Origin of the sequence: Paenibacillus sp. FSL R7-0198, assembly GCF_038000415.1 — a bacterium.
In the GTDB taxonomy this organism is placed as follows: Bacteria; Bacillota; Bacilli; order Paenibacillales; family Paenibacillaceae; genus Paenibacillus.
This window is the reverse complement of record NZ_JBBOCB010000001.1, coordinates 4144584-4162044: the sequence shown is the minus strand read 5'-3', so window position 1 is coordinate 4162044 and position 17461 is coordinate 4144584. Positions and strand designations below refer to the sequence as shown.

General features: G+C 47.8%; 16 protein-coding genes. 7 read left to right on the top strand and 9 right to left on the bottom strand.

The window, feature by feature from the left end:
* From MKY87_RS18120 to MKY87_RS18100, 5 genes are all read right to left on the bottom strand, one after another.
* Nucleotides 1-672: a sulfite oxidase-like oxidoreductase gene (locus MKY87_RS18120; RefSeq protein ID WP_340910878.1), complete on the bottom strand. Its 672-nt coding sequence runs from the start codon at nucleotides 670-672 to the stop codon at nucleotides 1-3.
* Between the two features lie 47 nt (nucleotides 673-719).
* A complete protein-coding gene (locus tag MKY87_RS18115; protein ID WP_017691011.1) occupies nucleotides 720-1643 on the bottom strand; it encodes an ABC transporter permease in 924 nt (307 codons plus the stop codon).
* Complete coding sequence (locus tag MKY87_RS18110) at nucleotides 1627-2694, bottom strand: ABC transporter permease (protein ID WP_062837193.1); 1068 nt, start codon at nucleotides 2692-2694, stop codon at nucleotides 1627-1629. Before MKY87_RS18110 ends, MKY87_RS18115 begins: the two co-directional genes overlap by 17 nt.
* The gene (locus MKY87_RS18105; RefSeq protein ID WP_340967477.1) at nucleotides 2691-4190 is read right to left on the bottom strand and encodes an ABC transporter ATP-binding protein; all 1500 of its coding nucleotides are present in this window, start codon (nucleotides 4188-4190) and stop codon (nucleotides 2691-2693) included. The genes MKY87_RS18110 and MKY87_RS18105 overlap by 4 nt, the downstream gene beginning before the upstream one ends.
* A 114-nt stretch (nucleotides 4191-4304) precedes the next feature.
* Nucleotides 4305-5336 (bottom strand): BMP family lipoprotein, encoded by a 1032-nt coding sequence (locus MKY87_RS18100; RefSeq protein WP_017691014.1) that lies wholly within the window; start codon nucleotides 5334-5336, stop codon nucleotides 4305-4307.
* A 276-nt stretch (nucleotides 5337-5612) separates the two neighbouring features.
* Here MKY87_RS18100 and MKY87_RS18095 point away from each other — a divergent pair, with 276 nt between their 5' ends.
* The 3 genes from MKY87_RS18095 to MKY87_RS18085 all read left to right on the top strand — a co-directional run bounded on the left by MKY87_RS18095 (nucleotide 5613) and on the right by MKY87_RS18085 (nucleotide 10011).
* A complete protein-coding gene (locus tag MKY87_RS18095) occupies nucleotides 5613-7034 on the top strand; it encodes a hypothetical protein (protein ID WP_340965617.1) in 1422 nt (473 codons plus the stop codon).
* Nucleotides 7035-7276: 242 nt separating this feature from the next.
* Nucleotides 7277-7867 (top strand): DUF5317 domain-containing protein, encoded by a 591-nt coding sequence (locus MKY87_RS18090; protein WP_338590296.1) that lies wholly within the window; start codon nucleotides 7277-7279, stop codon nucleotides 7865-7867.
* A 311-nt stretch (nucleotides 7868-8178) separates the two neighbouring features.
* Nucleotides 8179-10011: a bifunctional diguanylate cyclase/phosphohydrolase gene (locus tag MKY87_RS18085; RefSeq protein WP_340965615.1), complete on the top strand. Its 1833-nt coding sequence runs from the start codon at nucleotides 8179-8181 to the stop codon at nucleotides 10009-10011.
* A 138-nt stretch (nucleotides 10012-10149) separates the two neighbouring features.
* Here the strand turns inward: MKY87_RS18085 and MKY87_RS18080 are convergent, their stop codons facing one another.
* A complete protein-coding gene (locus MKY87_RS18080; RefSeq protein ID WP_017691019.1) occupies nucleotides 10150-10317 on the bottom strand; it encodes a hypothetical protein in 168 nt (55 codons plus the stop codon).
* Nucleotides 10318-10622: 305 nt separating this feature from the next.
* Here MKY87_RS18080 and MKY87_RS18075 point away from each other — a divergent pair, with 305 nt between their 5' ends.
* The 4 genes from MKY87_RS18075 to MKY87_RS18060 all read left to right on the top strand — a co-directional run bounded on the left by MKY87_RS18075 (nucleotide 10623) and on the right by MKY87_RS18060 (nucleotide 15293).
* Nucleotides 10623-11453: a sensor histidine kinase gene (locus tag MKY87_RS18075; protein ID WP_340965614.1), complete on the top strand. Its 831-nt coding sequence runs from the start codon at nucleotides 10623-10625 to the stop codon at nucleotides 11451-11453.
* 1 nt (nucleotide 11454) lies between these two features.
* Nucleotides 11455-12111, top strand: a complete 657-nt coding sequence (locus MKY87_RS18070) for a response regulator (RefSeq protein ID WP_036616682.1) — start codon at nucleotides 11455-11457, stop codon at nucleotides 12109-12111.
* Nucleotides 12112-12318: 207 nt separating this feature from the next.
* On the top strand, nucleotides 12319-14034 hold the full coding sequence (locus tag MKY87_RS18065) for a copper resistance CopC/CopD family protein (protein WP_340965613.1): 1716 nt from the start codon (nucleotides 12319-12321) through the stop codon (nucleotides 14032-14034).
* Between the two features lie 497 nt (nucleotides 14035-14531).
* Nucleotides 14532-15293: a YcnI family copper-binding membrane protein gene (locus tag MKY87_RS18060; RefSeq protein ID WP_047840387.1), complete on the top strand. Its 762-nt coding sequence runs from the start codon at nucleotides 14532-14534 to the stop codon at nucleotides 15291-15293.
* A 232-nt stretch (nucleotides 15294-15525) separates the two neighbouring features.
* Here the strand turns inward: MKY87_RS18060 and MKY87_RS18055 are convergent, their stop codons facing one another.
* Genes MKY87_RS18055 through MKY87_RS18045 form a run of 3 tightly spaced genes read right to left on the bottom strand, consistent with a single transcriptional unit; the run spans nucleotide 15526 to nucleotide 17457 of the window.
* Complete coding sequence (locus MKY87_RS18055; protein WP_338590284.1) at nucleotides 15526-15798, bottom strand: hypothetical protein; 273 nt, start codon at nucleotides 15796-15798, stop codon at nucleotides 15526-15528.
* Nucleotides 15799-15854: 56 nt separating this feature from the next.
* Entirely contained in the window at nucleotides 15855-17144 is a 1290-nt protein-coding gene (locus MKY87_RS18050) for a lipase family protein (RefSeq protein ID WP_338590282.1), read from the bottom strand.
* A gap of 31 nt (nucleotides 17145-17175) precedes the next feature.
* Complete coding sequence (locus tag MKY87_RS18045) at nucleotides 17176-17457, bottom strand: hypothetical protein (protein ID WP_017691026.1); 282 nt, start codon at nucleotides 17455-17457, stop codon at nucleotides 17176-17178.
* Nucleotides 17458-17461 lie beyond the last annotated feature (4 nt).

Genomic DNA, 17461 nt, shown 5'->3' with positions numbered 1-17461 from the left:
TCAATCAAACTCCTTCTTCGTCCACTCGTCTTCCGGAATCGGCAGATCTTCACCCGAGAAGCGTTGCTCCTTGAACGGATCGGCAAAATGGTGGAAACCGTTCACTTCCCAGAATCCGTTACGGTCTTCTGTCATAAATTCCAGACCACGTATCCACTTCGCACTCTTCCAGAAGTAGAGTTGTGGCACGACCATACGCAGCGGAAAACCATGCTTGGGCGTTAGTGGCTCGCCGTTATATTTGAATGCAAGCAGTACATCATCATGCATCAATTCTTCAAGCGGTACATTTGTCTCATAATCATGATCTGCATGGATCATGACGTATTTCGCTTCCGGTTTAACCCCCAGAAGTTTCACAAAATCGGAGAAGCGAATACCTTCCCACGGCGTATCGAATTTCGACCAGCGTGTGACACAGTGAATATCACTCACTGTGTTCACCTGAGGCATTGCCTGCAACTCAGCTAGAGAGAACACCTTCTCCTCTTCCACTTCGCCGAATACTTTCAGGTCCCATGTGGACAAGTCATATTCCGGCACTTCCCCTTCATGCAGAATCGGGAATTTCTCCGTCAGCATCTGTCCCGGTGGCAAGCGATCTCCATGATCAATGCCTGCTTTGGGTGCCGGGGTTTTTCCTTTTTTCAAACGTTCAGCCTTGTTATGCAAGTGAGCTTCCTCCTTCTTCTTCTGCCTCTAACATAGACATTCAGGAATTAACGCGAGCTTCCGCCCGCTTTCAGTGCATCCTGTGCATAGGTACGGTCTTTGAAAAAGAACATCGCGACCAGCGTCACAATATACGGCAGCATCAACGTGAAATGGGTTGGCAAGGAGAAGCCTTGCAGACGAATACTCAATGCTTCCATGAAGCCAAATAGCACACTGGAGCCCATGACGCCCAGCGGGTTCGCTTGTCCCAGCATCGTTGCGACCAGTGCGATAAAACCACGACCCGCGGTCATACCTTCGGTAAACATCGTCACCTGACCAAGCGACAACTGTGCTCCAGCCAGGGCACACAATACGCCGCACATCAGAACGGCACCATACTGGATGCCACGTACCTTGATCCCGATGCTCTGTGCTGCAATCGGGTTCTCACCGACGGAACGCAGGCGGAAGCCGGATACACTTTTGAACAGATAGAATTGTAATGCAATCACGAGCACAATGCCGAGATAGACCAGGGGACTATGTCCCGATATTACATCGCCGACCCACGGAATGTCCTTAATCAGCGGAATATCCCACTTGGGAAGTCCCACCATGTCTTTGTCATAGTATGCACCCTTTACATCAAAAATCGCACGCAGTGCAAAGGTCGTCACCCCCGCAGCCAGGAAGTTGAGCGAGATCCCGACCACGATGGCGTTAGCCTTGAGATTAATACTTATAAAGGCAAAGAGCGCCGAGAATAACATCACAATAATAATGGAAAAGAGTACAGCCAACAGTACATTGCCAAACAGATAATTACCGACAATGGCGGAGAACGCACCGATCAAAACCAGTCCCTCGAGACCCACGTTGAACAGACCGACACGGGAACATAAAGCCCCACCGAGCGCTGCAAGCAGGATTGGAGTCATAATCCGCAAGGTTGAGCCAAACATGGCTGCATCAAACAGTTGTTGCATTGGACTTTTTCTCCTTTCTCCGCTTCAGGAATGAATAACCGATCTGAGCTGATACAAATAACGTCAATACAGCCTGAATGACACTGCCAACTTCCAGCGGCACATCCGTATTCCGTTCCATCCCCATGGCACCTGTCTGTAACGCAGCCAGCAAAATAGCTGCCACAGCTGTACCGAGTGGATGCGAGCGGGCAAGCAGCGTTGCCATAATACCGCTCCATGCGTAACTTGCCGATGACAGTGAGCCATCAAGGAAACGGTACTGTGTACCGAGCACTTCTCCCGCACCTGCCAGTCCAGCAAGTCCACCACTAATGACCATGGACAACATCATCATGCGAATGCGGCGAACACCACCGTAGGTTGCAAAGGACGGGTTACTTCCGAGCATGCGGATCTCGTAACCAGTCACCGTTTTGTGGGTGAACCAGTAGATCAGAATAGCCGCTACGATGGCAATAATGAAGCCAGCATGTAGCCCCATACCTTGGAACAACTTCGGCAACCAGATACTCTGATCAATCATGGGTGTCTGCGCCATCGCTGCTGATCCAGTCCGATCTTTAAATGGATAGGAGACCATGTAGCCACCAAAATAAATGGCAATATAATTAAGTAGTAAGGTTGTGATCAACAAGTTCATGCCAAACCGAGCATCCAGCCAACCTGCAAACAGGGACCAGATTCCACCGGCAACAATACCAGCCACAATCGCAGCAATACACACAAACCAGCCTGGGCCTGGCAGATAAAGCGCCGTGAGCGCCGCACTGAGCCCGCCAAGAATCATCTGGCCTTCGGCTCCCATATTGAAAAATCCGGCACGGAATGCCAATGCTACGCCAAGTCCCGCCAAGATGATTGGTGTGGAACGAGCCAACGTATTGGTGAAGAAGTAGAAGTTGCCGAAGGCCCCTTTCCACATCTCCGCATACGTATCCACCACATTACCGCCAACGATCAGAATCGCCACAGCCCCTGCAAGCAGACCGATGAATACGGCAAGCAGCGGCTGTACGAGTCCGCGAAGTGTTTCTTTTACCCGATTCATATCCGCTCTTTCCCTCCTGCCATTAACAAGCTGATCTGTTCCTCAGTTGCTTCCTCTGCTCTCAATTCTCCGGCAATTTCTCCTTCATACATGACAATAATGCGATCAGATAATTGCAAAATTTCGGACAACTCTGATGAAACGAGCAGAATACCCGCACCCTCACTGCGTTTGCGCAGTAATTCGGCATGAATCGTCTCCATCGCTCCGATATCAACACCACGAGTCGGTTCGGCTGCAATCAGAAACGGTGTATCTTGTGCAAATTCACGGGCAGCAATCAACTTCTGCAAGTTTCCTCCGGACAGGAATTGTGCCTTGGTCTCCGCAGAACCCGTCTTGATGCTGAACTGTTTGATCCAACTCTCTACCATCGTTTTTGCTGCTTTAGCTTTGATAATGCCGCGTGACTGTAAGCGATGATGGTGTCCCATTAGCCCGTTCTCGCGAACGCTCGCATCCTTGGCCGCTCCCCACATGTAACGATCTTCCGGAATATGAGCAAGTCCATGCTCCCGGATGCGCCGTACAGGCCAGTTGGTTGTATCCTGCCCGGAGAGCAAGACACGACCACTGTCAGCCTTACGGAGTCCCGCAATCACTTGTATCAATTCAGACTGGCCGTTACCCGAGATACCGGCTATACCAACAACCTCGCCTTTTCGTACCTCCATGTGGATGTCCTTGAGCGCGGAACGATCCTTCGCTCCGGACAGATTGACCCCTTCCACCTGAAGAACAGCTTCCGCTGGAACCGATGGCTGCTTGTCCATACGCACAAGTTCACGACCAACCATCAGACGGGACAATTCCTCCACATGTGTATCCTTCGCTTCCAACGTACCTGTCACCTGACCATCCCGAAGTACCGTGATCCGGTCGGCTACATCCATGACTTCTTGCAGCTTGTGCGTGATCAGTACAAAGGTTTTGCCCAGCTTGGCGAGAGATTTCATATTCGCCAGCAGTTCCTTCACTTCAAGCGGTGTCAGTACCGCTGAAGGTTCGTCCAATATAATGATGTCTGCGCCCTGATGCAGCACCTTGAGAATTTCAACACGCTGCTGCATGCCAAGCGGGCACTCGGACACTTTTTTCCACGGGTCAACCGGCATGCCATATTGTCTGCCAAGCTCGTTCACCTGGGCCGCTGCTTTTTTGCGGTCAAATGCGCCTGCCTTAGCCGGTTCGCGTCCGATCACGATGTTCTCCGCCACCGTAAAGGAAGGGAACAGCATGAAATGCTGGTGCACCATGCCGATGCCACTTGCCATCGCCTGGGAAGGCGTAGCAAAGCTTACCTCGCGTCCACGGACTTTGATTGTTCCTGACGTAGGCTGTTCCATACCGTACAGCATACGCATCAAGGTTGTTTTACCGGCTCCGTTCTCACCGACAAGGGCATGAATCTCTCCCTCACGCAAATTAAAACGGATGTCCCGGTTAGCGGTGAAGCCGCCGTATTTCTTTGTAATGTGCTCCATCTCCAACAGCATATCTTGCGTTCGCTCCTCTCGGTCTCGGTCATTTAATAGCAGCAAAACCGGCTGCCTGATCGGGCAGCCGGCTGATCAATTCCATCACTCATTCATTGAAAAGAACAATCAAAACTATTGTTGCAATGGATCTTTGACTACGATTTTGCCGGATACGATATCATCCTTGATTGCTTTAACCTTGTCGATCACTTCTTGTCCAACAAAAGCATTCAATGGAGATTCGCTGTCACGTGTAACGTAAGTCAGGCCTACACCGTCTTCTTTCAAACCGTAGTTAACAGCGCCTGCTTTGAAGTTGCCTTCTACAAAATCTTTCACAGTCTCATAAGCAACCGTATCGGTTGATTTCAATTGAGACAATACGATATGTTCCGGGTCTTCAACCGTACGGTCTGTATCCTGACCGGAAGTGTAGAAGCCTTTTTCTTTGGCTGCTTCGAACACGCCGAGATCACCTACAGCGGATGCGCCAGCGATGAAGTCAGCGCCTTTGCCGAATTGTACCAGCGCCAATTCTTTTGCTTTGGCCGGGTCATTAAATCCACCTACATAGTTCACGAGGAATTCTGCATCCGGATTCACGGATTCCAATCCTGCTTTGAAACCTTCCGTATATTTCTTGATCAATGGTACATCCATTGCTGCGATCATGCCGACTTTGTCTGTTTTGGTGGATAATCCAGCAGCTGCACCAAGCAGATACGCCCCTTCATATTCACGGAAACCAACGCTACGTACGTTAGGCAGATCCACTGTTGTATCTACAATTGCAAAGGACTTGTCCGGATTTTCTGCAGCAACTTTCTTCAATGCATCTTCTGCCTGGAAAGTGGCTGTAATAATCAGATCATAATTCTCGGCAACCGCAGCACGCAGATTTTGTTCAAATGCTGCCGGATCTGTCGATTCAATCGTCTTGGTGTCTACTTTGAATTCTTCGCCTGCTTTTTTGAAGCCTTCATCCATCTGTACAAAGAAAGGGTTAACCCCTATTTTTTCGGGAAGTACGAGGGCCATCCGAAGAGATTTCTCCGAATCACTGCCTTGGGCGGATTGTTCGTCTTTGGAAGCCGAATTCCCACAAGCTGCCAACAAAATAGCCAACATGATGATCGATAAGACGAACGATAAACCTCTTTTCATTTTGAAAATACCCCTTTTCAACATTCTTTTTTCTTATCCTAGCGGATACTGTCGATCCTTGTCAATAAATCTTTGAGCGTATACACTCAAATAGAATATAATTGACAACTCGCTTTCTACCAAGCTTTGGAAACCGCTCTGTATCAAGCTTTTTTTCGTTGACATCCAGCGCGTCTCCGTGCTAAAGTCAATCCAATTATTCTATTCTGATAGGAATTGTCAGAATTATAACCCAAAGCTGATCATTTTCCAACCCATCTTAAGGAGGCTATTCATTTGAAAAAGATTACCCAGATCACGTTGGCGGCCCTACTCGCCGCTCCGGTAACACTCGGCAGCCTTAGCTTGCCCGCTTCTGCTTCTGCAGCATCTGCAACTCCGGCTAAACCAACCACCTCACAAAGTGTCAAAGGACCGGTAGCTCAGGCTCCAGTTGCTTACACGGAAAGCGCAGCGGATTTTGCTCAATTCTTGCAAGCGAAATACAACGTTCAATTGCCGCAACAGATTACCAAAGGTGATTTCATTCAAGCCATTGCAGCCATCACGGAAGCAACTCAAACAAGTAACAGTGAAGCCAAAACTCCTGTCTTTACCGATCTGTCTTCTGGTGATTCTTCCTATGATGCTGCCGTATCCTTATACAATAATGGGGTTCTTACGGGTACAGAAGTACGTGCCAAGGATCAACTGAGCACTTATGCCGCCGTCTTCATCGCGGTGAAAGCAGCCGGATTCAAGGAACTCGCTTATACATATCCCACAGAGAAAACGGCCAAAGCACTTGCCAAAGTTGGCATTAGCCCTAACCGTGTTCAGGGACAAGCCGCACAGGAACTGGCTGCAGCGATTGATACAGGCCTGATTCCTGAGAGCCTTTACCCCGCTCTCCTTAAGGGTGGCGTGGCAAGTAAAGATTTTGCTAATACTTTGCTTGGACGCGTGCTGGTCAGTCAAGGGAAATACAAACATGAGATTGGGCGTTCTGGCGATGCGAACATCTATTCCAAACTGTATGCTGCATATCGCACAGCGGATCTGATCGAATCACCTGAGCTGAGAAAGATTGTGGATCAGGCCCTGCGAGATGATCTCGTAACAGGTTACAACCTGAAGGATAGCCGCTTTGATTCCAACTTTATCGATGAACTGACACTTACCTACGGCCACGATAATATCCAACATGCTGTACAGTTGGTTGGTTTGCTGCGTAGCGAAGGCATTGACGCCGATGTACAATTCCAGCCGAAGACATCTGCCTTCATTTATTTGAAGGAATGGGGCGAGCCGAAGGAAACACCAGACTACAAAGTGACACAGATCGAGAACGGCAACTATATTGCTTCTGCGAAGGAATATGATATTCAGTTCGAGTTCAACAATGTGGCAGACAAAGTTCGCTTCAACGACATTGTGCTGAAATATGCCAAGAAGAACAGTGACAGTACATCGCCATTGATTCTCAGTTCCTGGTGGCAACCACTTTATTACTCACCAACTGCATTAGCCAACTATCCGGTCATTTCCAATAATAAGATCGCGCTTGGCAATTACTATGCTCAGTCCTTCTCGCTGAAAGAAAATGCCAAAGCCATTCGGGAAGGTTTCCTGAAACTGGCACCTGATGCAGACATTACGACCTATGACTTCTGGGTGGACCAGCCTTTCTTCAATTATCTGAACGGTGGTTCCGAATAAGATAAGTTCCAACTCCAACCGAATTAAAGCTCGTATTTTGCCATTATAAACCTCCGTCTTTACCGAATTTTACAGGGATTTCGACCCCTGGATTCGTAAAGGCGGTTTTTTGTTCAGCATTTTGCAAATTTCTTCTAAAAAATCATTTTTCTCATGCAGGAATTACCAATATAAGGTCGAATCCTTTATGTACACAAACACGCAATCATATTGCATATCTCCGCACGAACAGGAGTTACTCCATGGTATATGACGGTATTCTACTAGGATTGATCGTTGGATTTTTTCGGGGCGGGTTGCGGCATGGACTCAACCAGTTTGCAGCACTCAAACTGCGAAGTGGCTGGATTTTCCCTGTATTGTTGCTAATCCAGTTCTTTATTTTCTATCTCCAGGAACGATTCGAATGGGTGGCATCCATTAATGGATATCTCTTTGCTGCCGTCTACATTACAGGGCTCGCTTTCCTGTGGCTCAACAGACACCACACCGGTTTCATGCTCATCTGGATTGGGGTATTTCTCAATTTTGCCGTTATGGCTGTAAATGGTGGGCGAATGCCAGTTTCTGTAGAAGCTTCTGCTGTACTCGGACCCTACTATGTAGACATGCTCCGGGAAGGCGGCGCCGTATCAAAGCATTTTATGATGGATGCGTCTACACGTTTGCCTTTTCTCGGTGATATCATCCCACTCTCCAGCCCTTATCCACGTACTCAAGTCATCAGCATCGGTGACGTAGTCATGAACGTGGGCATATTCCTTTTTATCCAGTACATGATGGTGAATCGGGACAAAAAGGCTGTGCAACCTGCTAAAACTCATCAGGCTTAATGAGAACCAGGTAGACTCCAAGGAAGGGAGGTCTTCTCCATGAAAAAATTTGAAGGTGTGAAATATTCCCGCATTGTCATCAACGCAATCATCGTGGCTTCTGTCGTTGTAGCATTAACTTCGGGATACAAGCTGGGCGGCTAGTATCCATACCGCCAAACAAGACAAACAGGCTGCCAGCGGCCTGTTTTTTCTTTCTGGATTTTTGCCAGGCAACTTGGTATGGTATACATCTATATAGTATACCCCTATACAAGAACACCAATTATATACACATCAAGAGTAGACTAAACCCAAGCAGGAGATTTTTTATGAACTTTATTCGTAACCTTATCCATAAGGCAGATCGAAGCAGTCTGTATGTTATTTTGCTTAGTTGTACCGGAATCGGTGTTTTTCTGTACATGAATAAATGGTCTTACCTTCATCTAACCACGGCGGATTGGGTCATGGTCTACACCATGCTTGGTGCGGCGTTAATTCTGGATTATTTCACGTTCCAGATTCCACCCAAAGGCAATCAGCAATCCATGGATTCATCGGTATACCTTGCCTGTATATTCATGTTTGGTGGAGCTTTCAGTTTATCTGTACTGCTTCCTGTCTCCATCATCCTGTTAATTAAAGACCGCAAGCTCACCTGGTGGAAACACATTGTCAATTTCAGCATCTACAGTCTCATGATTACGGGAGCAGCTGCTGTGTTTGATTGGACTGGCGGGCAATCGGGAACTTTGGACGGCTATAATCTGATTCCTTATTTTGCAGCACTCGCAGCCTACTTCATCATCAACACGATCACGCTTGGCTTATTCTTTCATTTCTCAACGAAGGATGCATTACAGCAGATGAAGCGGGCATTCGTTACCGAATCCCTGCTGGTTTATTTATGTACGCTGATTCTGGCGCTTGTCCTGACGATTCTGGTTGTACACAATGGCGTACTCGGTCTTTTGTTGTATCTAAGCCTCAGTATTCTGCTCTCTCATGCATTCAAGCAGTTGTTTGTCATGTATCAGACTATTGAGGAGAAAGCTAACACGGATCAACGTACAGGTCTGTTCAACCATAGTTATTTTGAAAGTATGCTGGAAAATGAACTCACTACCGCTCGTACGCAAGGAACACCACTCTGTCTGGGACTTATTGATATCGATGATTTCAAAAAGTATAACGATCGGTTTGGCCACCTTCAAGGTGACAGTCTGCTGGCCCTGCTGGGGGATTTTCTGATGCGAAAGACGGAAGGCACACCCGTTACCGCCTTTCGTTATGGAGGGGAAGAGTTCACTCTGCTCATGCCAGGAATGGAATTGGACGAATCCTACAAGTTTATGAATAAGCTGCGGAAACAACTAAATGACACGCCGTTTGAAGGCGTTGAAGTGTTTCCACACGGTTGTCTCTCCTTCTCGGGTGGCGTCGCCCCCTATCAGGTGGACATGTATAACAAATCCCAGCTCGTAGATCAGGCGGATAAAGCACTGTATTATGCGAAGAAACAGGGCAAAAACAACGTGCACCGCCACGGAAGCAATGATGGCATGGAACACGAGATTGATCTGGTACAGGACGTTCGTGACATCGAGCAGCAGCTTAATCTGTTCAGATACAAGGATATGGATACGTTTAAACATTCCAAACGGGTCTACAAATATGCCCTGGATATCAGTGAATTGCTCGCACTGGACAATGCGGAAAAGCGTCGTTTCGTGCTGGGAGCACTGATTCATGACATCGGAAAACTGGAGATTCCCTGGTCCATTCTGAACAAAAAGGACAAGCTCACCGCAGAAGAATGGGAAACGATCAAAGGACATGTCACCTGGGGCAAAAAAATGGTGATCACAAACGATCGCTTCGCCGATCTGATTCCGTACATTGAACTTCACCACGAGCGCTATGATGGCAAGGGCTATCCTTACGGACTGAAGGGTAACGAGATTCCCCGGCTCTGCCGCATGCTGACCGTGATTGACTCCTTTGATGCCATGACGACAGAGCGGCCGTATCAGGAGACCAAGAATGTGGAGGAAGCCATTCGGGAGCTGCGCGCATGTTCTGGTTCACAGTTTGATCCGGAGCTTGCCGAGTTGTTCATTCGATATATCGAGAAAAGAACCGCTCAGCAACAGTTGCTGTAAGATGAACGAAGCTACTTCTATATGCTCTTAAAAAGTCAAAGCGCTATCCCCGGTCTGATTCGGAGATAGCGCCATTTTTCATTTTCATCATGGAATGAATCGTACACCAGACAACTTCATTCTCGTGCAGATTCTACATTAAGATTTGGTATTCAGCTCATGTGAGGTCTGATGCAGCTCTTTAATCATCTGCTGCAAAAACATGTTGTCTTGGCGACTGATACCGTGCTGATTGTCTTGAACAAGCATCTGATGAATGTTCTTTTTGAGCAATTCACTGCGACGTTCCAATACTTCTTGACTCATGTTGTTGCGTCACTCCTTAACATGTTTTGTAATGAATTCACGTTCTATATTAAGTATAGAGGACCTTCTCCGATAGGGAAAACGGACTCAGCCTTCCTCAGCTGGACACACCAACCCTCACCTAGCGTGACAACATTTCACCCCTTGTCATTCTTAGATATCCTTCTAAATACTCCCTGATCCTCCCCAGCTTTCTCCAAAGACACAGACTAGGGTCTTGGACAAGCTTGCGTTATAATGGTCCCATCCCTGTATAAATAAATTACCTTATTAAGCTAATCCTAGATCAAAGGAGTTCTGCATTCATGTCCTATAAACAAATTAAATGGATGATTCTGCTGATCCCCACATTCACGGTTGGCATCTGGGAATACATTCGCCATCAGTTTCTGATGCCATACCTTTCGATGGATGCAGGAAACTGGTTAACACCCGTAATCGTTTACCTCGTCAGCGTGACCCTGCTCAGCCGATTGTTCCACATGCTCGAAGGTGCCAGGGCTGCTCTGGAGCAGGAACGTGCAGCGAAGGCAGCTCTGGAAGCTCGTGACCAATTGGCACGGGAACTTCACGACGGCATATCTCAGTCTCTTTTCCTGCTGTCAGTAAAGACCGATAAAGCAGGCCGTAGTCTGGCAGGGAGCGGGCATGAGCATGAGATCCAGGAGATTCAAAAAACCGTGCATGAAGTCAATACATATGTAAGGCAAGCCATTGCCCAGTTGCGTTTTGTTCCTTCCTCTACGGTAACATCAGAAATTATTTCACTGCATGCGCAGGTCGAAGTGCTCGTCAAGGAAACGGTACCTGGTGCACAGATTCATTGGGACCTGAGGGGTGTAACCTTCTCTGCCAAGGAGCAAGTGGAACTGCTCGCCTGTATTCGGGAGGGTTTACTGAATGTACGCAAACATGCACAGGCTACCCACGTTCAGGTTCACGCGGAGGGTAACCCGATTGCCTGGTTCATTTATATTCAGGATAATGGGAATGGACTAAGTGAAGATCCTCTTCATCTGAAGGATCGGTACGGACTGCGAATTACGAAGGAGCGTGCTGCCGAGATGGGGTGGTCTTTTACCCTCGATTCAAGACCGGGGCATACACGAATGACGATAGGGAAGGAGCATGCTTAGTATGGAACATGTACGTGTATTGGTTGTTGATGATCATGCGCATGCGCGTGAAGCGATCTGTAGCATTTTATCCGAGGACAGCCTGTTTGAAGTGATTGGTACAGCTTCGAATGGACAGGAAGCGCTGGAGCTCACCGGACAATGGATGCCTGACCTGATCCTGATGGACGTGCAGATGCCGGGCATGGATGGGCTGGAAGCCACCCGTCAGATCAAGCTGCGATTCCCTTATGTTATTGTTGTTATGGTCACGGTATCGGATGATGTGACCTTTCTGTTCGAAGCATTGAAACAAGGCGCTCAAGGTTATTTGCTCAAAAATCTAACGCCTTCCACCTGGCTGGAGTACCTGCGCGCCATCGTCAGTGACGATGCACCACTCAGCAAGGAACTGGCCTACCGGATTTTACAGGAGTTTCCCGCACCACGCAGTGAAGATGTGCAAGATAACCCGCTAACGGCGCGGGAGCTTGAGATTCTGCAATGGGTATCCGCGGGATATACCAATCGGGAGATCGCTGATCAGCTCGGTATTTCAGACCAGACGGTGAAGAATCATCTGAAGAACATTTTGCAGAAGCTGCAGCTTGAAAACCGGGTACAACTCACCCGCTATGCGCTCGAGAGCGGGCTTGCAGGACGTAAACTTCGTAAATAAACATTGTTGCTTCGGATTCACAGGTGCGTCAGACATAGGTGAGAAATGACATAGCATTCATGCTTTTGTCACAATTTTGAAGAACAATTCGTTTTTTTATAGCCCAATGTAGTCATACGCAGTCATTTTGGACAAAGTTATAATGGGTTAGATTGTGTTTAAAGGCCACGAATGACTACAAATCTATAACCTGAGGGTGATGATTTTTTGATTTTTACACGCTCTACCCTGAAATGGGGCAAACGGCACTGGGCATTGGTCACCAGCCTGTTGCTTGTGTGCTGCCTTGTTATGCCACAGTGGGCATCTGCCCATGCTTATATTGTTAAGGCTTCGCCAGGAGAAAATGAGATCCTCGTAGCTGCTCCGGAGCGGTTGACAATGGAGTTCAACGAGTCCTTGCAGACGGCCTTTTATGATATCAAAATTACCGGTCCTGACGGTACTCAGGCAGACGATGGAAAAGTTCAGATTGATGTGGATCGCCCTCATATTCTGGAGACTGGCCTGCGGGCTGGACTCGGGAACGGGACTTATGCCGTTAACTGGAAAGCTGTGTCTGCCGATGGACACCCGATTCAAGGAGCATATGTTTTCCATATCGGTGAACCATCCGGTTCTCCTGCCGGACTAAGTGATCTTACATCCGGTTCCGGTTCAACAGGTGGGCCGCTGAAATGGATCGTATCCCTGACAGACTGGATTCAGTATCTCGGATTGTCTGTCATTCTGGGGACACTTGCATTCTTGCTGCTGCGAATCGCACCGACATCCATGACAAGAGAACCTATGGATGTTCCGGGCAGCTACAGACTGTTATGGATCAGCTATGCTGCTGCTTCCTTTGCCGCTCTGATCAGCCTGCCACTGAATACGTTGTATGAATCTGGTGTGGCTCTGGGCGAGCTAAGCTGGGGACTAATCGGAAGTGCGCTCAAGCTGACATCCTTTGGTCAGATCTGGATGTTACAGATACTCATTGTAATGCTGCTGGCCGTCACGATTCTCTCCGGATATGATCGCGATCGATCCATCCGTGCTCGCATCTGGTCTTCTTACGGATCACTCGTGCTCGTGCTTGGATGGCTGTTCACTCATGCCATGACAGGACATCCAGCTGCGGCGGATCAACGTGTTCTCGCGATTGCCATGGACTTCGTGCATCTGATCGGGGCAGCCTTCTGGATTGGTGCACTAACCGCCATGGCGATATGTCTGCCTCCACTCGCCGACAAGCTACCTTCGAAGGTGCGAGGAGAAGTCTACTGGACTGCCATTCGCAGGTTTACCGCTTGGGGGATTGGCGCCGTAGCCGCTCTGGTTGCTACAGGAATATACAGCAGTCTGATTATTCTACCAGCACCTGTGCTGACCTCCTTGTTCACTACAGCCTATGGCCTTGTCCTGATTGGCAAGATCGTTCTGCTGATTGTGATGGTTCTCTTTGCATGGCGTCATGCCAGATTGGCAAAAGCAGCAACGGGAAGCAGATTATCCGGCAGCCTGAAAGCCGAGCTTGCTACTGGTGCTGTGATTCTCGCTCTTGCTGCCATACTGACACACCTGTCTCCAGGACAACCGGCTGCGGTCGGACCGTATCAGGAGACAAAGACTACAGAAGATGGCTCGGCGATCACACTTCAGGTGAGTCCCAATGTAACGGGAGAGAACCAATTTGAAGTCGATGTGAAACGAGCAGATGGAAGTATCGTTAACGATCTGGAACAGATCACACTGTCACTCACACATCTGGACATGGATATGGGGATCTATGAGATTACCATTCCGAAAAACGACACTGGTGTGTACAAGGCTGAAGATTACATCTCCATGCCTGGACGTTGGAATATCAAGGTACATCTTCTGACCAAAACGCTGGATGCACTGGATGCCGAATTTGAGATCGACACCGCCAAGCCATAGTTACACAACGTTTATATTGAAAAGTGACCCAATCTAAAATTAGTGTTTCTACAAACTGCAAATGTAGTGAAGGGAACGAAATTGATTCTGGAGAAGCGAAGCACTCGCCTTTATTCCCGGATTTCAACTTATTACTATTTAAATTGAACTATTATTTACACTGAAACGGAGAGGGCAGAAAAAACCTGAAAAAGCGAAGCGTTCGCCTAAAAGCTTTCTGAAAGAAAGCTGCTTCGGAAGCATATGCTATCACCGGATTTTCCCTTTGAGAAAAGGGAATCAAAAAAATCTGGGGATAACAGCGATTGGAGGGTTATTCTGTCATCGGAATGTATGTGTAAACCATCTTTTGTTCAATTTGTTGAATCAAAAAAATCCGGGAATAACGGTGATCGAAAGAACCATTCGTAACCGAAACGGCCTTTGCAGAACGTAGACACTCATTTAAGAAAATGGGCCGCATCATATATGATAAGAACTGAGAGGGGTTATTTATTTTGAAGAAAACATCATGGATTTCCAAACTAACATCCACTATCGCAACAGGTACCGCAGCATTCATGTTATTCGCCGGATTCGCGAGCGCTCACGTTACCGTTAGCCCATCCGTTGCACAGACAAGCGCATGGCAGACGTACACGATTAAGATTCCATCCGAGAAAGAACTGCCTACAACCAAAATCACCATGAAAGTTCCGGAAGGTGTTGCATTCAAGCAATATCAACCACTGGCAGGCTGGAAAATCACTACAGAGAAAAACGATTCCAATGAAGTAACATCGATTACGTGGGAAATTGACGGCGATAACGAAGGGATTCTGGCAGGACAATTCCAGCAATTCAACTTCGTTGCACAGAACCCTAAGGCGGAAGCTGAAGTAGCTTGGGATGCCTTCCAATACTACAGTGATGGTAGCATCGTAGAATGGACAGGCCAACCAAGTGACGCCAACCCGCACAGTATCACGACGATTAGCGAAGATCCGGCTGCTGCTGATAATGCTGCGGCAGGTGGCGGACATGATAGTGCAGGTACAGAAGGCGCCACTGGAGATAATGCAGCTACCGACGATAGCAAAGCAAACGATGACACCACGCTGGGCGATGCACTTAATGACACCGTTACAGGTGAGCCAAACAACACGGATACAGATCCGGGTACACTGAAGCTTCAACAAGCAACATTAATCGTATCCATTCTGGCCCTGATCTTGTCCTTCTTGGGGATTGCGTTGGCTACACGTCGCAAAAAACGTTAAGAACTAACTTACAGTTTTACGAAAACCTGAGAAAAATTCAGATAACAAAGAAGCCTATGGCATACGGGATCAAACCCGATGTGCCATAGGCTTTTTAGCTATCATCATCTTGATTGGCTACCCATGTTCTTTACAATCCGTGGTTAAGGCACTAATCATGCCGCTCCACGGTCACACTCTTATCCACGCTGATTGCCATCCGCAATATGGCATCAGCCAAACCACTCTTTAGCTAGCGTTCCTGATCCGTCTGGATCATAATCTCAATATATTGCAACAAGCTTTTCTTCTGCATTTCGATGGATTGAATACGTTTGGACAGGCCCGCAAAAAACTCTTCAATCTGCTGCCGTGTATGATCTGCGGACTGGCCTTTCCAATCGTTCAGCCGACTGTATAGCGCCCGCGCTTCTTGCTCATCGGCTTGCAGACGGGCAAGAAGCTGTGTCAGTTCTTTTTCCGCAATCCGAAGATCATTCAATTCCACCAGCAATTGTCCACCCACTCATGTTCCCCTCCCCTATGTACGTGATATCAACGCTAGCCACCCAGAAATCCGAATTAAAAATGAACCGGACTCTCGTCAGCCTGCCGGAAGGCATCCGCCTTCTCATCAATAAAGTTCAGGAACTGGCTGGTGTGTTTCATATGCCATGTGCCAAGCTCATGAATGGATGCGTCCAATTGGGTGACAATTGGCTCCAGTCTGCGACTGCGGCTTGTATGCAGATATTGGGCCATGCGGGTTCGCACCTGATTCAGCTCCGCATTGCACTGTTGTGCATTTTGCTTCCACCGTGAAGCGACACTTTTCAGTTCTTCCGGCGTTACCTGAATTAGTCCGGAAGCTCCCCCCACTGAACCGACACCTGCAACCATCTTGCTGGTCTGCACACCAAAGCTACGCATAATATCCGCAAGCTCCGTCATGATATTGGAAGGTTCACGGGGAGTTTTATTGATTTTCTCACCAGTGGTAGGGTCGTATAGATCATTGGAAATATAACCATTCTCGAACTGATACTGCTTCAGGTCGTGGTATTCCTTCCCACCAAAGGTGTTACCAATCTTATCCCCCATGCTCATGTTGTCATTCATGTCCTTGTAATTAGAGTTGATGTAATACATGGAACCCACATGACGATCATAGCCACCAAAGAATCCACTGGCAACAAAGTCACCCGGGTGACCGAAGTTTACGATCTGATTATCGAATCCACCCTCTTCTGCCTTGCGTTTCAGTGATGGTGTCAAGCTGGATATTACAGATGGCGCACTAAAGGTCACTGCCGTCATTCCCGTATGGGCTGCTGCATACTGAGCATTTCCGCCGCCTAGTGAATGCCCTGTCAGAGAGAAGTCCAAATTCTTGTATTTGTTCTGCATATCCTTCGCATAGTCTTCTGCTTCGTACATTTGATTCGGAAAAGGATTCAGCTTTTTATCAATCTGCCTATCCAGCTCACCCACAGCATTATCCAAATGGGTCAGTCCAGTGACGTCTTTTACCTTTTGGATTCCACCTGATAACCAATCGGGTGTGAAATCGGTAGACTGTTCAATTTTTCTGCCCAGTTCGGGGATCGCAATCTGACCATCCGCCAGAAAATCAAGCCCTTTACGATCCCATCCGGCACTTCCTTCTGTTCCTCGGTAAGAAATGACCGCCTGCCCCGTTTCCTGATTGTAAAAAGTCACTGCGTCAAACCCGGAATAACCGTTGCCATGGGTATCCTCAAGCACTTGCCATCCTGGTAGATTCGCATATTCGGTGCCTGCTTTGGCATTTTCGTAAGCCAGTTCCGACATCAGACGGTATGTTTCATCATCAATTCGTGGTGTATCTCCCATGTTATGTTCACCTCCCAAAATTCAATACAATCTACTTGGCAAAAGGATCGTAGCCTTTCTCAATGATGGCTGCCTTGATTGCAGGGCTCATTCCAAAATTTTTGATTTTTTTATCATTATAGTCATAGGAAATAGTGAACTCCTGATCCTCCTGCTCTACCACATGCCCTTCCATTGCAATCGAGTCCAGTGCCATTTCGGGTAGCAACTCCTTGCTGGTAATAACAACATTCATCTCATACTTGTCTTTGAAATATTTGACCGCTTTCGCTTCTGCTTCCTGAAAAAGTGCCTGTTTCTCACTTTCTTTCATGTTC

What these genes read in the sequence shown, in the direction of transcription:
- MKY87_RS18070 (WP_036616682.1), top strand. Translation starts at nt 11,455, where the DNA reads ATGGAACATGTACGTGTATTGGTTGTTGATGATCATGCGCATGCGCGT.
- MKY87_RS18075 (WP_340965614.1), top strand. Translation starts at nt 10,623, where the DNA reads ATGTCCTATAAACAAATTAAATGGATGATTCTGCTGATCCCCACATTC.
- MKY87_RS18045 (WP_017691026.1), bottom strand. Translation starts at nt 17,457, where the DNA reads ATGAAAGAAAGTGAGAAACAGGCACTTTTTCAGGAAGCAGAAGCGAAA.
- MKY87_RS18110 (WP_062837193.1), bottom strand. Translation starts at nt 2,694, where the DNA reads ATGAATCGGGTAAAAGAAACACTTCGCGGACTCGTACAGCCGCTGCTT.
- MKY87_RS18100 (WP_017691014.1), bottom strand. Translation starts at nt 5,336, where the DNA reads ATGAAAAGAGGTTTATCGTTCGTCTTATCGATCATCATGTTGGCTATT.
- MKY87_RS18090 (WP_338590296.1), top strand. Translation starts at nt 7,277, where the DNA reads ATGGTATATGACGGTATTCTACTAGGATTGATCGTTGGATTTTTTCGG.
- MKY87_RS18080 (WP_017691019.1), bottom strand. Translation starts at nt 10,317, where the DNA reads ATGAGTCAAGAAGTATTGGAACGTCGCAGTGAATTGCTCAAAAAGAAC.
- MKY87_RS18115 (WP_017691011.1), bottom strand. Translation starts at nt 1,643, where the DNA reads ATGCAACAACTGTTTGATGCAGCCATGTTTGGCTCAACCTTGCGGATT.
- MKY87_RS18105 (WP_340967477.1), bottom strand. Translation starts at nt 4,190, where the DNA reads ATGCTGTTGGAGATGGAGCACATTACAAAGAAATACGGCGGCTTCACC.
- MKY87_RS18050 (WP_338590282.1), bottom strand. Translation starts at nt 17,144, where the DNA reads ATGGGAGATACACCACGAATTGATGATGAAACATACCGTCTGATGTCG.
- MKY87_RS18085 (WP_340965615.1), top strand. Translation starts at nt 8,179, where the DNA reads ATGAACTTTATTCGTAACCTTATCCATAAGGCAGATCGAAGCAGTCTG.